The following is a 13960-nucleotide window of genomic DNA, read 5'->3' on the forward strand; positions in this document are numbered from 1 at the left end:
GGCGCGTGAGTCAAACCGTTGCCAGCGAATCGTCCTACAACACGTGTCGACTGTGAAATCCGTCAGGCTTTTGCTGCAATGTCTACGCTTGCAGAAGTCGTTTTAAAGAGAGTGCCCATGTCTGCGCTTTACACCTATTTCAAGGCTTTGATCCATCCCGGTCAGGCTGTTCTGCTGTTTGCCCTGCGGACCATCGCCGCCGGGCTGTTGACCCTTTATCTGGCGTTCATCTTCGATCTCGAACAGCCGAAGTGGTCAATCATGGCCGTGGTGATCGTCAGCCAGCCACTGGCAGGGATGGCACTGGCGCGCAGTTTCGGCCAGGTGATCGGCACCACCGTGGGTGCCGCGGTGGCGGTGCTGATCATGGCGATTTTCCCTCAGGCCCCGCTGCCGTTCATCACGACATTGGCGTTGTGGCTGGCGCTGTGCACGGCGGGCGGCACCTTGCTGCGCTACACCAGTTCCCAGGCGTTCGTGCTCAGTGGTTACACCGCTGTGGTCGTAGCTTTACTGGCGATTCCGGATCAGGACGGCACCTTTCTGCTGGCGGTCACCCGCGTCACCGAAACCCTGTTGGCGGTTGCCTGTGTCTGTGTGGTCAGTTTGCTGACGGCCCGGCCTGAAGCCGTCGCCAAGGGCTATTTCGCCAAAATCGATCAGGTCATAAAACTGGCGGCCAGCCACGCTGCCGAGGTGCTTCGTACGGAAGAAAGCGAAGCCGATTTCCAGCGTCGGCAGATGCAGCTGCTCGGTGAGATCAGCGCACTGGAAGGTTTGCGACGTCATTTGTATTTCGATGCTCCACGTTTGCGCAGTGCCGACAACCTGGTATTGCTGCTCGGCAATCAACTGATGCTGCTGACCTCGCGACTGACCGCGCTGCGTCATCAGCGTGAATTGCTCATCGAACGCTGGGAGGGCGATCTGCCGCTGGAGGTCCAGCAGCTGCGTGCCGAGGAACTGGCGTTGCTTGAGCAGCTGGCGCAACAGGGCCGCGCGCTGTCTGGTGCCGATCGGCAGCGTTTCGTTACCTTGCAGCAACAGTTCGAAGCATTGGCGTACAAGGCCGAGCAGCAATCCGAGAACATGAGCGCGACCCTGCGTTCATTGGCTTGGGCGCTGCGTTGGGAGCAGGCGCGCCTGTTGCAGCAACTTGAGCAGATCCTCGAACTGAGCGACGCGATTCAGGAAGGGCGCTCGGCCAGTTGTCTCTATCGCGGCCAGAGCAGTCCTTTGCATCTGGATTTCACCTTGGCTTCGATGAATGCGATTCGCGCCTTTACCGCGCTGTTGGTCAGCGGGTTGATCTGGATCGAAACGGCCTGGGATGGCGCGCGCGGCGGAATGATTCTGGTGGGGATTCTCTGCTCGCTGATGGCGACTTTTCCGCGTCCGCTGATGGCTGCGCAAAGCTATGCGCGAGGCTTGGGTCTGGCACTGGTGGTGTCGGCGTTCTATCAATTCATGCTGGTGCCGGCGATCAGTGATTTCGAGCTGCTGGCCTTGCTGCTGGCGCCGCTGCTATATGCCATTGCCGTGGGAATTTCCAGTCCGGCCACCGCCGGTATCGGCATGGGCCTTGGCCTCTCCAGTTTCCTCATGCTCGGACCGCAAAATACCGGCACTGGGCAGAATACGGCGATTCAATGGTTCGAATTCGCCGGCGCCTACGTCAGCGCAGCGATGCTGGCCCTGATCGTTTATGCGCTGATCTTCCCGTTCCGCCCGGGCTTGCGCATCCGCCGCCTGTACGGCGAAGCGCGGGAGCAGGTGTACCAACTGAGCAAAATGCCGGCGACCGATGAACAACAATTCGCTTTCGAGAGTCGGATGACCGATCGCCTGACCAGCATGCTCGGCCTGCTGCCAGCGGCGAACGATCGTGCCATGCAGCGCTTGTATGAAATCAGCCTGGCATGCGTGGCCTTGGGCGTGGCCATGCATCAGCTGCGGCAGCAGGCACAGAACAACGCGCTACTTACCGATGCGTTCGGCCAACGCCTGGCGTCGGCGTTGCGCAAGACCGGTCGTTTGGTTGCCGGTCGCGACGATGTCCAGCTTGCGGCGCTGCTGGCCACGTTGCACCAACTCGGAGATGAGCTGGACGAGCTGCACGCCACCAGTCATGAACATCTTTGGTCGGTGTTTCGCATGCGTGTGGCGCTGCTGATTGTGGTGTCGTTCCTTGAGCGGCACGGCGAATATTTGCAACCTCAAGCCCTGGAAGGAGAACCGCAACTTGCCCATTGATTTCGAAATTGGCGGGGTTTATCTGCCGCCGATTGCCCAGGCACTGTTACTGGCGATTCCGATTTTCATGTTGCTGGACTGGTGTCTGCGGCGCCTCGGCGTACTGCGCCTGGTGTGGCATGAAGCACTGTTCGAAGGCGCGCTGTACGCCTGTGTCTGCGCCACGCTGATTCTGTTGATGGGAGCTTGATGTCTTGAAAGCACTAGTTGCACGAATGATGACCGTGGCAGTGGTGATCCTGGCGATCGTCCTCGGCTGGTTCGCCTGGGAGTATTACACCCGCGCGCCGTGGACACGGGATGCTCGGGTGAGGGCGGATGTGGTGACGCTGTCGGCGGATGTTTCGGGGCGAATCGTCAAACTGGCAGTGCAGGACAACCAGCATGTCGACAAGGGCCAATTGTTGCTGGAGATCGATCCGGCGCGCTATCAACTGGCGGTCGAGCATGCCCGGCGTTCAGTGGAAGTGTCCAAGGCGTCGCTGGGGCAATCGCAAGCGGCAATCGTCGCCAGTGAAGCGTTGCTCAAACAACGTCAAAGCGAGGAGCGCCGCCGCCGCACGCTGAAGCAGGGCTTCGCGATTTCCGGTGAAGAATGGGAGAAGGCCAGTACCGACGTAGCGGTTGCCCAGGCAGATCTGCTGCGCAATCAGGCCAACCTCGGGCTGGCCGAAGCCAATGTGCAACTGGCAATTGCCGCGCTGACCCAAGCCGAACTGGACTTGCAGCGCACCCGCGTTGAATCGCCAGTGAGCGGTTACGTGACCAACCTGCTGACCCGCCAAGGTGATTACGCACAGGCGGGCGGGGCACTGTTGGCGCTGGTCGACAGCGATTCGTTCTATGTCAGTGGTTACTTCGAGGAAACCAAGCTGCCGCGAATCGAGGAGGGTGATCGGGTACGCATTCAATTGATGAGCGGTGAGCGTTTCGGCGGCACGGTAGAAAGCATCGCCTTCGCCATCGCCGACCGCGAAAACGCGCCGGGCAGTCGTCTGCTGGCGAACATCAACCCGAGTTACACCTGGGTGAAACTGGCGCAACGGGTGCCAGTGCGCATTGGCATTGATGGTGACTTTGCCGGCAAGCATCGCCTGCGCGCCGGTACCACCGCCACCGTCACCGTCCTGGAACCCTGATCCCCGGTAGGAGCTGTGTTGATCGTTCCCACTCTCCGCGTGGGAATGCAGCCCGTGACGCTCCGCGTCACTGGACGCGGAGCGTCCCTTGAGGCGTTCCCACGCGGAGCGTGGGAACGATCAAATCCCAGTGCTGCAAACAGGCATAAAAAAACCCCGCGACCGAATGATACGCGGGGCAAAAAATTTGGTTGGTTGCGGCCAACCAAAGGAGCTCTTTAACAATCTTTACTTGCTGGCAACTGTCTCCGGTTGCCAGCCACCGCCGAGGGCCTTGTAGATTGCGACGATGCCGCGATACAGCTCGACTTCGGCCTGTGCCTGACTGTCTTCGGCGTTCAGGCGCTCACGCTGGGCGTCGAGCAGGACGAGGAAATCGGTGGTGCCTTCGCGATAACGGATTTCTGCCAGATCGGCGGCCTTGCGACTCGATTCGCTCTGACGGATCAGCGAGATCAGACGTTGCTGACGCTTGCCGTAATCGCTGAAAGCGTTTTCCGATTCTTCCAGCGCCAACAGCACCTGTTGCTCGTAGTTGGCCAGTGCGCCTTCGGCGTCAGCATCGGCGCCGCGCAAGCGGGCGCGGACGCTACCCAAGTCAAACGCCGCCCAGGTGATGCTCGGGCCGAGCGCCCAAGCGTTGGCCGCCGAAGAACCGATCTGCGAGCCACGTCCGGCGGTCCAGCCGAGGAAGCCGCTGAGGCTGACGCGGGGGAACAGATCGGCTTTGGCCACGCCGATACGCGCGGTGGCCGAAGCCAGTTGCCGCTCGGCGCTGAGGATGTCCGGACGACGTTGCAGCAGTTCACCCGGATCACCGATCGGCAGCGCCTTGGCGATGGCCGGCAGATCTTTCGGGCTGAGGTCGACGGTCAGCTTGTCCGGGCGTTCGCCGAGCAGGGTGGCGATACGGTTTTTCTGCCGAACCTGTTCCGCCTGCAACTGCGGCACGGTGGCTTCGACGTTGGCCAGACGCGCATCGGCGCGCTCGACATCAAGCTGATCACCGACACCGGCGTCACGCAGGCTGATGGTGATCTTGCGCGACTCCTGCTGGTTGTTCAGGTTGGCCACGGCGATTTTTTCCCGCAGTTGGGCACCGCGCAGTTGACCGTAAGCGTCGACCAGTTCGGCAATCATGGTGACTTGCAACTGATACAGATCGGCTTCGGCGGCCTGCTGGTCGGCATCACTGGCTTCCAGATTGCGCTGGATGCGGCCGAACAGATCGAGCTCCCAGGCCATGTCCAGACCGAGGTCATAACGTTCGCTATTGACGCGGTCGGTGGTCTGGCCGGGAATCTGGCCCTTGCCCAGGTCGCTGCTGGCGCGGCTGGTGATGGTCGGCATCGCGTCGTTGCTGGCGTCGTCGCGGATCGCCCGAGCGGCTTTCCAGCGGGCGAACGCCACGCGCAGTTCACGGTTGCCTTGCAGCGACTGGCTCACCAACTGGTTCAGGGTCGGATCATCGAATTGCTGCCACCAGATGCCTTCGAATTTCGAGCGGTCGAAGTTCTTTTGTCCGGCGGCGCCGTCGGTGGCGGTCGTGATGTTGGCCGCCTCCGTGGCCGGGGTCTTGTAGTCGGGGCCGACGGCGCAGGCGCTGAGGGCCAGCACCAGCAGACTCGGCAGGAAGACTTTCAGACTCATTGTTGCGCCTCCAATTGCAGGGCTTTGGCTGCTTTGCGCTGCTCGCCGCGTTCGACAAAGTTACGGATCAGTACGTAGAACACTGGCGTCAGTAGCAGACCGAAGAAGGTCACCCCGAGCATCCCGGAGAACACCGCCACACCCATGGCGTGACGCATCTCGGCACCGGCACCGCTGGAGAACACCAGTGGCACCACACCCATGATGAACGCGAACGAGGTCATCAGGATCGGCCGCAGACGCAGGCGGCAGGCTTCCAGTACCGCAGCGAGCGGATCGAGGCCTTCTTCCTGTTTATCCTTGGCGAACTCGACGATGAGAATCGCGTTTTTACAGGCAAGTCCTACCAGTACGATCAAGCCGATCTGGGTGAAGATGTTGTTGTCACCGCCGGAGATGATCACACCCGTAATGGCCGACAGCAGGGTCATCGGTACGATCAGGATCACCGCCAGTGGCAGGCTCCAGCTTTCGTATTGTGCGGCGAGCACCAGGAACGCCAGCAGCACGCAGAGCGGGAACACGAACAGCGCGGTGTTGCCGGACAGAATCTGCTGGTAGGTCAGGTCGGTCCACTCGTAGGTCATGCCGTTCGGAAGTTCTTCCTTGAGCAGTTTCTCGATGGCTTTTTCCGCCTGGCCGGAGCTGTAGCCCGGGGCTGCGGCACCGTTGATTTCAGCGGTGATGAAGCCGTTGTAGTGCATCACGCGATCCGGTCCCGAGGTGTCGCTGACCTTGATGAAGGTCGCCAGCGGGATCATTTCGCCTTTGTTGTTGCGTACTTTCAGCTGACCAATCTGATCGGATTCAAGGCGGAACTGCTGTTCGGCCTGAACGTTGACCTGATAGGTGCGCCCGAAGCGGTTGAAGTCGTTGGCATACAGCGAACCCAGATAGATCTGCAGGGTGTCGAAGATGTCGCTGACGGCCACGCCATGGGTCTTGGCTTTTTCACGGTCGATAGCGGCATCGACCTGCGGCACGTTCACCGTGTAGCTGGTGAACAGGCCGGCCAGTTCCGGCACGTTGTGGCTTTTGTTGATGATGTTCATGGTTTCTTTGTACAGCTCGTCGTAGCCGAGGTTGCCCCGGTCTTCGATCTGCAGGCGGAAACCGCCAATGGTGCCCAGGCCTTGTACCGGCGGTGGCGGGAAGATCGCCATGTACGCTTCCTGAATGTTCGCGTACTGGCCGTTCAAGGCGCCGGCAATCGCACCGGCGGACATGCTCGGGTCTTTACGCTCGTCGAACGGTTTCAGCGTCACGAAGACGATGCCGGCGTTCGGGCTGTTGGTGAAGCCGTTGATCGACAGGCCCGGGAACGCTACGGCGCTTTCCACGCCCGGCTGTTTCAGCGCGAGGTCGGACATGCGCTTGATCACGTCTTCGGTGCGATCCAGGCTCGCGGCATCCGGCAATTGCGCGAAGGCCACCAGGTATTGCTTGTCCTGACCGGGTACGAAACCGGTCGGCGTGCTGGAGAAACCGAAGAAGGTCAGCACCATCAGGCCTGCATACACGAGCAGGGCGATGCCGCTGCTACGGATGACCCGGCGCACGGTGCCGACGTAGCCATGACTGGCACGGTCGAAGAAACGGTTGAACGGACGGAACAGCCAGCCGCCGAAGATCTTGTCGAGCACTTTCGAGAAGCGGTCTTTCGGCGCGTCGTGGCTTTTCAGCAACACAGCGGCCAATGCTGGCGACAGGGTCAGCGAGTTGAACGCCGAGATCACTGTCGAGATAGCGATGGTCAGTGCGAACTGTTTGTAGAACTGCCCGGTGAGGCCGGAAATGAACGCCGCTGGAATGAACACCGCACACAGCACCAGTGCGGTGGCCACGATCGGCCCGGTCACCTCCCGCATGGCGCGCTTGGTCGCTTCGACCGGCGTCAATCCGAGTTCGATGTTCCGTTCGACGTTTTCCACCACGACGATGGCGTCATCCACCACGATACCGATGGCCAGTACCAGGCCAAACAGCGACAGGGCGTTGAGCGAGAAACCGAACAGGTGCATGACCGCAAACGTACCGATCAACGATACCGGCACCGCCACCAACGGGATGATCGAGGCGCGCCAGGTCTGCAGGAACAGAATCACCACCAGCACCACGAGGATCAGCGCTTCGAACAGGGTGTGCACCACCGCCTCGATCGAACCACGAACGAAGATCGTCGGGTCATACACGATGCTGTAGTCCATGCCCTGCGGGAAGCCTTTCTTCAGCTCTTCCATCTTGCCGCGCACTTCGTTGGAAATGTCGATGGCGTTGGAGCCGGGACGCTGGAAGATCGGGATCGCCACCGCCGGCTGATTGTTCAGCAGCGAGCGCAAGGCGTATTGGCTGGAGCCCAGTTCAATGCGCGCGATGTCCTTCAGGCGAGTGATCTCACCGTCGTCGCCAGCGCGAATGACGATATTCTCGAACTCTTCTTCGGAAACCAGACGGCCTTGGGTGTTGACCGACAGCTGGAAGCTTTGCGCGGTCGGGGCAGGGGGCGCGCCCAGTTGACCGGCGGCGACCTGACGGTTCTGCTCGCGAATCGCGGTCACCACATCGGTGGCGGTCAGATTGCGCGAAGCGGTCTTGTTCGGATCAAGCCAGACGCGCAGCGAGTAGTCGCCCATACCGAACAACTGCACGTCACCGACACCACCCAGGCGAGCCAGCTCATCCTTGATGTTGAGGATCGCGTAGTTGGACAGGTAGAGCATGTCGTAGCGCTTGTCCGGTGAGGTCAAGTGCACAACCATGGTCAGGTCGGGCGAAGCCTTGTCGACGGTGATACCGATGCGCGTCACTTCCTCAGGAAGCTTTGGCTCGGTCCGGGTCACCCGGTTCTGCACCTGCACCTGCGCGTTGTCCAGGTCAGTGCCCAGGGCGAAGGTGATGGTCAGGGTGATCTTGCCGTCAGCAGTCGATTGCGAGGACATGTACAGCATGTTCTCGACGCCGGTGATGGCCTGCTCCAGCGGAGCGGCCACGGTTTCACCGATGACTTTGGGGTTGGCGCCGGGGAAGTTGGCGCGCACGACCACGGTCGGCGGCACGACTTCCGGGTATTCGCTGATCGGCAACTGGAACAGCGAGATCGCACCGGCGATCAGGATCAACAGCGACAGCACCGCTGCAAAGATCGGCCGGGAAATGAAGAATTGGGAGAAATTCATCGGAGTTGTCGTCCCTTAACCGCGTGGGGTCGTAGCGGCCAGCTTCGCAGCCGAACCCGATGCACCCTTGGCAGGGGCAACTTTGGGCAGGTTGCTGGCTTCCAGCGCTTGACGTTGTTGAGCGAGGGCGGCGAGGGTCTGCTCGCTGGCCATCGGAATCACCTCAGGGGTGACCGGTGAGCCAGGACGAACCCGTTGCAGACCCTTGACGATGATGGTGTCGTCCTTGTTCAGACCGTTGCGGACGATGCGCAGGCCTTCGATTTTCGGACCGAGTTCGACGGCGCGGTAGGCAGTCTTGTTGTCGCCATCCATCACCAGCACGAACTTCTTGCCCAGGTCAGTGCCCACGGCTTCGTCATTGATCAGCATGGCGTTGTAGGTGCCGCTGCCGACCAGTTTCAGCCGCGCGTACAAGCCCGGGGTGTAGGTGCCGTCAGCGTTGTCGAAGACTGCGCGACCACGGATGGTGCCGGTTTTCGGATTGACCTGGTTGTCGACGAAGTTCATCTGGCCCAGGTGCGGGTTGCCGTCTTCGTTGGACAGGCCCATGTACACCGGCGTGGTTGCGCCGCGCTGGCCGTTGCGGGCCAGTTGGGTGTATTTGAGGAACACGCGTTCGTCGGCGTCGAAGTAGGCGTAGACCTTGTCGGTGGAGACGACGCTGGTCAGCGCGGTGGTGTCGGCGGTCACCAGGTTGCCGGCAGTGATTTCGGCGCGGCTGACGCGGCCGCTGATCGGTGCGGTCACGCGGGTGAAGCTCAGATTCAGTTTGGCCAGGTCCAGTTGTGCCTGCAGGGCACCAACTGCGGCGCGGGCCTCTTGGGCGGCGCTGGTGCGCGAGTCGGCCAGTTCAGCGGAAATGGCGTTGCTGGCACGCAGACGTTCACCGCGAGCGGCTTCGTTTTCGCTGCGAGTGGCGGTGGCGCGAGCTTGAGCAACCAGAGCTTCGAGGCGGCGTACCTCGGCCTGGAACGGACGCGGGTCGATCTGGAACAGCAGGTCGCCTTTTTTGACCAGCGCGCCTTCGGTGAACGCGACCTGATCGATCTGGCCCGAAACCCGTGGGCGGATTTCAACGGTTTCCGGCGCTTCGAGGCGCCCGGTAAATTCGTCCCACTCGTTGACCGGTTGTTCCAGCACCTTGGCCACGCTGACTTTGGCAGCGGGCGGGGCGCCGGCAGTCTCCGGAGTTTTGCCGCAGGCGCTCATCACCAGTACGGCCAGCATGGCCAACGGGAAGCGCAAATGTTTGAGTGATTGTTCCATGGATGCAATCCGCCGAAGTATTGAAGATGGGCGGATGATGCTCGGCGCGGGTGTGATGGCACGAATCGAATGAAGCAAAGGTAACTATCATTCGGAATGATATAAGCTCCGAGACAGCCCTCTAGCATGCACCTTTCGTTAGGGTGCTAACAATGTGTTTTCATGCAAATCTGTCTTGCGTGACGAGCAATGATCGAGCAAGGCCTTTGTGAGAAGGGAGCCATATATAAAGAAACGGCCATGAAGGCCGTTTCGATCCGCGACTGCGGCTATTGATCAGTTGAAGCCTTTGCGGTTGGCACCGAAGCGATTGGGACCAGGCTGGCTGTCTTGCGCCAGAAACACGATGTTGACGATGGGCAGCAGAATCCACCAGCCGCTGCGGTCAGTGTCGTGCATGCGTCGTACACCAACGGCGAGGCTCGGCAACAGCATTGCCAGGTTGTACAGGCTCTGCAAGGCGCCACCGGTCTTGAGCATGGCGTCAAAAACGCTCATGACAATAGCGATGCCCATGTTGATCAGAAAAAACATCCAGTATTCACGGCGCGTGGCGCGTCCGGTGAACACGGCATATTTCTTCAGTGCCTCCACGTATGGGTTGCCGCTCGCCATGACGGGGCCACTGGCAATGGAATGCAGTGGCGCTTGAGGTGCGCCGCATTGGGGGCATGCCAATGCCAGAGTACTTATTTCCTTGGCGCAACCACGGCAGAAAACCAGGCTCATGTTTTTTTCCCTAAAAAATGGTCAGTCGAAAGACGGGACAGATACATCCCGGTGTTTTCGTTGGTGCAGATGTCGTCGCCAACGAGAGCAGAGACTGAATGCCCGACTCTCCATTGGCGGGGCGGCGGTAATCTAATCGTTACCATAAGGTTTGTCATCGGCTCTCGGCTTACGATTTGTGGGTCTGCGGCTAAACCCAAACCCGATCGTCACCAAATCCACTTGGGGCCAGAGGCATGCGAACGCATTTCGCTCTAACATGAGCTGATATTCATGCCGTCAGCTTCTGCCATCCCCGGGACTCTCATATATGCGCAACCTGCCCCCGACCGCGACCCTGCGGGCTTTCGAAGTGGCCACCCGGCACCCGACGTTCACGGCTGCCGCTCAAGAACTGCACGTAACCCAAAGCGCCGTCAGTCATCAGCTCCGGCACCTTGAAGAACTTTGGGGCTTGCAATTGTTCGAGCGCGGCAAGGCGTTACGCCTTACAACAGCGGGGGCGACGCTGGCGCCGATCGTGCGCGAGTTTTTCATGAGCCTTGAAGCAACGCTGGAGGATCTGCGCGAGCAAAAGGACAGGGTTCGCCTGTCGGTCAGCACCACTTATTCGTTTGCCTTGAAGTGGCTGCTGCCACGCTTGCCGAATCTGTCGCGCCTGCACCCGGAGCTGTTGGTGTCGCTAGATACCACGGACACGATCATCCATTTCGCCAGCGGCGAAGCCGATGTCGCCATTCGCTTGGGCAAAGGCAATTATCCCGGTCTGTATTCGGAGTTTCTGTTCGGTGAGCAGGTGTTTCCCGTGGCCAGTCCCGAACTGCTGCAGCGCGTCGGCAGGCCGGGCAGTCCCGCCGATTTGCTGCAGATGCCATTGCTGATTCGCGACGGCGCCGAGTTGGCGCCGAAATGGGAGGTGTGGTTTGAATCCGTCGGGCTGGCATTTTCGCCGCTGCGCGAAAGCGTAAGGTTTGGCGACACCAACATGACTGTCGAAGCTGCATTGCTCGGCCAGGGTGTGGCGCTGGTGCGCAGCGGCCATGTCGAAAATGAAATCGGCGACGGCCGCTTGGTAAGGCTGTTCGATGTGCCGTTCACATCGCCGCTTGCCTATTATTTCGTCTGTCCCAAAGGCATCGAAGCCCAGCCGCATATCCTCAAATTTCGCGAGTGGTTGCTCAGTGAGGCGTTGAAAGTGCAGGGCGCGCAGCACTGAGTCATGAGGTATTGCTCATGACTGGATGAAGAGACTTCTCTGTAATGTGGGCTGCAGCGATGACTAAAATGCCGCATGCCAATCCATCTCGTACTCCTCGTTCTGTTCGCCGCGCTCCTGCACGCCAGCTGGAACGCGCTGCTGCGCGGCGGTGCCGATCGGCTCTGGTCGATGACAATAATGTGCGTGGCCATCGCCATCGTCTGCCTCATTGCCACCTTTTTTATGGCCGCGCCTGCACCTGAGAGCTGGGGGTATGCGCTGCTCTCGGCACTGCTGCATGTCGGCTACAACCTGTTCCTGGTGCGCAGCTATCGGGTCGGCGATCTAGGGCAGATATATCCGATTTCCCGCGGCTCGTCACCGGCGCTGATCACCCTCGGCGCCGCGCTGTTTGCCGGCGAAACCATTACTCCCGCTGAGCTGCTCGGCATCGGTCTGGTATCCGGCGGAATCATTTCCCTGGCCTTTCGCGGGCGCAGCCTGTCGGTGCCGAGCCTGCCGTATGCGCTGGGCACCGGTTGTTTCATCGCCGCCTACAGCGTCGTCGATGGCATTGGCGCCAGGCTTTCCGGTGCGCCGCTCGCGTACACGGTGTGGATGAGCGCCCTGTGGGGCGTGCTGATGCCGCTGGTGTATATCGGCCTGCGCGACGTCCGCAGTCTATTTTCCGTACGGCCCGGAATGCTGACCGCTGTGGTCGGCGGACTGGTCTCGTTGCTGGCCTACGCAATCGTTATCTACGCCATGAACGAAGCGCCACTGGGCGCGGTGTCGGCCTTGCGCGAAACCAGCGTGTTGTTTGCCGCATTGCTCGGCTATTTGTTCCTCGGTGAAAAGCTCACCGTCCGCAGGATGCTGGCGTGCGTGGTCATCGCCAGCGGCGCCATCATCATCGGCTGACACAGCCCAACTGCTCAGGAGAACGTCGCATGGATAACGTCTCGCAAGCACCGCTGATTCTGATCACCGGCGGCAGTCGCGGAGTCGGCGCCGCCACCGCCCGACTCGCTGCCGCGCAAGGCTACGACGTCGCCATCAGCTACGTCGCCAACGAGTCCGCCGCGCTGGCGGTGGTGGCGGATATCGAAGCATTGGGGCGCAAAGGCCTCGCGGTGCGTGCTGACAGTGCTGACCCCGAGCAGGTTGCTGAACTCTTCTCGGCTCTCGATTGCTCATTTGGACGGATCGACGTTCTGGTCAATAACGCTGGCGTTCTGGCAAAACAGTCACGCATGGAGGACCTGAGCTTTGAACGCATGCAGCGCATCTTCGCGGTCAATGCTCTGGGACCGATCCTGTGCGCGCAGCAAGCGGTGAAGCGCATGGCTTATCGGCACGGCGGCACAGGTGGGGCAGTGATCAACGTTTCTTCTGCCTCGGCGCGCTTGGGCAGCCCCAATGAATACGTCGACTACGCAGCGTCGAAAGGCGCACTGGAAACCTTCACGATCGGCTTTGCCAAGGAAGTCGCGCGGGAAGGGATCAGGGTCAACTGCATTCGCCCGGGGCACATCTATACCGACATGCACGCCAGCGGCGGCGAACCGGGGCGGGTGGATCGCGTGAAGGAGTCGATCCCGATGGGGCGGGGCGGTCAGCCGGAAGAGGTGGCGCGGGCCATCTTGTGGCTGGCCAGCGCGGAGGCCTCGTTTGTCACGGGTACTTTTCTGGATGTGACTGGCGGCAAGTGATTCGGGTCGGGAAAGAGGCTAAAGGGCTTTCAGGGTCGAGATTCAGAGGGGGCGCCTGATCTTCCTGTTCTTGGCCAGTCAGGTCATGGGGTCAGGTGGTTGATCAGCCGCAGGCAAGTGCAAATGCGCTTCCATGGCGTCATGAAGGAGTCTGACGACCTCGATCACGTCGTCATTTGCCACGCGATAGAACACGATATGGCGCGGGCTCTTGACCGTTCCATGAGTGGGTTTCGCCTGCTGGCGCGAATAGATGAGGTGATAGCTGCGGAGGCCTGGTGCAAGCTCATCGCGGTCATGGCTGCCAATGCGATAAGGCTTGTCGGCCAGCGCTTGGAGCGCTGCAAGGATCAGCGCTTGGTAGCGCTGGCGGGCCTGGTCGCCGAACTGGGTATGCGAGAGTCTGAGTATGTCGACAATGTCGGCGCGCGCGGGGTTGGAAATCCGATATCGCGGCATCCTCAGTGTTTCTCGCGCGCGGGGAGGGAAGCCTCTTGGCTCAAGCCTTCAAGGTAATGTTCCAGATCCCCTTCGTTCACCTGAGTAAAACGCCCACGCTCAAGATCCATGATGCCGATCGAGGTCGCCTGACGCAGTGCCTCGATTTTTGCGGTATCTTCGGCGACGCGCTGCTCCAACAGCCGCAAGCCTTCGCGCATTACCTCACTGGCATTCTGATACCGGCCTGACTGGACAAGGTCATGAATAACCTGTTCCTGGTGAGGAGTGAGCACTACGTTTCGGGTCGCCATAATTATCTCCAGTGCTGGCCAAACCGGTACTTACGAACATTGGCATATTATGCCAATTTGCCCGCCCGGATATTGAATCGGG

General features: G+C 60.5%; 12 protein-coding genes. 6 read left to right on the forward strand and 6 right to left on the reverse strand.

Annotation, left to right across the window (positions count from 1 at the left end):
- Window positions 1-117: 117 nt before the first annotated feature.
- Genes QMX86_RS13670 through QMX86_RS13680 form a run of 3 tightly spaced genes read left to right on the forward strand, consistent with a single transcriptional unit; the run spans window position 118 to window position 3392 of the window.
- Window positions 118-2253, forward strand: coding sequence for an FUSC family protein (locus QMX86_RS13670; protein WP_282383772.1), 2136 nt, complete (start codon window positions 118-120; stop codon window positions 2251-2253).
- A complete protein-coding gene (locus QMX86_RS13675) occupies window positions 2243-2443 on the forward strand; it encodes a DUF1656 domain-containing protein (protein ID WP_016774855.1) in 201 nt (66 codons plus the stop codon). Before QMX86_RS13670 ends, QMX86_RS13675 begins: the two co-directional genes overlap by 11 nt.
- A gap of 4 nt (window positions 2444-2447) precedes the next feature.
- Entirely contained in the window at window positions 2448-3392 is a 945-nt protein-coding gene (locus tag QMX86_RS13680) for an HlyD family secretion protein (RefSeq protein WP_071172553.1), read from the forward strand.
- A 228-nt stretch (window positions 3393-3620) separates the two neighbouring features.
- Here the strand turns inward: QMX86_RS13680 and QMX86_RS13685 are convergent, their stop codons facing one another.
- The 4 genes from QMX86_RS13685 to QMX86_RS13700 all read right to left on the reverse strand — a co-directional run bounded on the left by QMX86_RS13685 (window position 3621) and on the right by QMX86_RS13700 (window position 10216).
- Complete coding sequence (locus QMX86_RS13685; protein ID WP_039761555.1) at window positions 3621-5042, reverse strand: TolC family protein; 1422 nt, start codon at window positions 5040-5042, stop codon at window positions 3621-3623.
- Window positions 5039-8218: an efflux RND transporter permease subunit gene (locus tag QMX86_RS13690; protein WP_110645380.1), complete on the reverse strand. Its 3180-nt coding sequence runs from the start codon at window positions 8216-8218 to the stop codon at window positions 5039-5041. Before QMX86_RS13690 ends, QMX86_RS13685 begins: the two co-directional genes overlap by 4 nt.
- 15 nt (window positions 8219-8233) lie before the next feature.
- Window positions 8234-9487 carry a multidrug efflux RND transporter periplasmic adaptor subunit MexE gene (mexE, locus tag QMX86_RS13695; protein ID WP_024013077.1) on the reverse strand — a complete coding sequence of 418 codons (1254 nt, stop codon included), beginning with the start codon at window positions 9485-9487 and terminating at the stop codon, window positions 8234-8236.
- Between the two features lie 276 nt (window positions 9488-9763).
- Window positions 9764-10216 (reverse strand): DUF805 domain-containing protein, encoded by a 453-nt coding sequence (locus QMX86_RS13700; protein WP_071172551.1) that lies wholly within the window; start codon window positions 10214-10216, stop codon window positions 9764-9766.
- Window positions 10217-10526: 310 nt separating this feature from the next.
- Between QMX86_RS13700 and gcvA the strand changes: the two genes are divergently transcribed.
- From gcvA to QMX86_RS13715, 3 genes are all read left to right on the forward strand, one after another.
- A complete protein-coding gene (gene gcvA / locus QMX86_RS13705; protein WP_122706348.1) occupies window positions 10527-11432 on the forward strand; it encodes a transcriptional regulator GcvA in 906 nt (301 codons plus the stop codon).
- A 75-nt stretch (window positions 11433-11507) separates the two neighbouring features.
- On the forward strand, window positions 11508-12335 hold the full coding sequence (locus tag QMX86_RS13710) for a DMT family transporter (RefSeq protein ID WP_071172549.1): 828 nt from the start codon (window positions 11508-11510) through the stop codon (window positions 12333-12335).
- 29 nt (window positions 12336-12364) lie between these two features.
- Entirely contained in the window at window positions 12365-13126 is a 762-nt protein-coding gene (locus tag QMX86_RS13715) for an SDR family oxidoreductase (protein ID WP_071172548.1), read from the forward strand.
- A 78-nt stretch (window positions 13127-13204) separates the two neighbouring features.
- On the opposite strand, the gene QMX86_RS13720 is transcribed toward QMX86_RS13715, so the two are convergent.
- Both QMX86_RS13720 and QMX86_RS13725 read right to left on the reverse strand, forming a co-directional pair.
- A complete protein-coding gene (locus QMX86_RS13720) occupies window positions 13205-13585 on the reverse strand; it encodes a type II toxin-antitoxin system RelE/ParE family toxin (protein ID WP_071172547.1) in 381 nt (126 codons plus the stop codon).
- 2 nt (window positions 13586-13587) lie between these two features.
- The gene (locus QMX86_RS13725) at window positions 13588-13878 is read right to left on the reverse strand and encodes a type II toxin-antitoxin system ParD family antitoxin (RefSeq protein WP_071172546.1); all 291 of its coding nucleotides are present in this window, start codon (window positions 13876-13878) and stop codon (window positions 13588-13590) included.
- Window positions 13879-13960: the final 82 nt, after the last annotated feature.

Source organism: Pseudomonas sp. PS01270 (assembly GCF_029959775.1).
Taxonomy (GTDB): Bacteria; Pseudomonadota; Gammaproteobacteria; order Pseudomonadales; family Pseudomonadaceae; genus Aquipseudomonas; species Aquipseudomonas atacamensis.

Coding starts and splice junctions, on each gene's coding strand:
- QMX86_RS13670 (WP_282383772.1), top strand. CDS start 118: ATGTCTGCGCTTTACACCTATTTCAAGGCTTTGATCCATCCCGGTCAG.
- QMX86_RS13685 (WP_039761555.1), bottom strand. CDS start 5,042: ATGAGTCTGAAAGTCTTCCTGCCGAGTCTGCTGGTGCTGGCCCTCAGC.
- QMX86_RS13690 (WP_110645380.1), bottom strand. CDS start 8,218: ATGAATTTCTCCCAATTCTTCATTTCCCGGCCGATCTTTGCAGCGGTG.
- mexE (WP_024013077.1), bottom strand. CDS start 9,487: ATGGAACAATCACTCAAACATTTGCGCTTCCCGTTGGCCATGCTGGCC.
- QMX86_RS13700 (WP_071172551.1), bottom strand. CDS start 10,216: ATGAGCCTGGTTTTCTGCCGTGGTTGCGCCAAGGAAATAAGTACTCTG.
- gcvA (WP_122706348.1), top strand. CDS start 10,527: ATGCGCAACCTGCCCCCGACCGCGACCCTGCGGGCTTTCGAAGTGGCC.
- QMX86_RS13710 (WP_071172549.1), top strand. CDS start 11,508: ATGCCAATCCATCTCGTACTCCTCGTTCTGTTCGCCGCGCTCCTGCAC.
- QMX86_RS13715 (WP_071172548.1), top strand. CDS start 12,365: ATGGATAACGTCTCGCAAGCACCGCTGATTCTGATCACCGGCGGCAGT.
- QMX86_RS13720 (WP_071172547.1), bottom strand. CDS start 13,585: ATGCCGCGATATCGGATTTCCAACCCCGCGCGCGCCGACATTGTCGAC.
- QMX86_RS13725 (WP_071172546.1), bottom strand. CDS start 13,878: ATGGCGACCCGAAACGTAGTGCTCACTCCTCACCAGGAACAGGTTATT.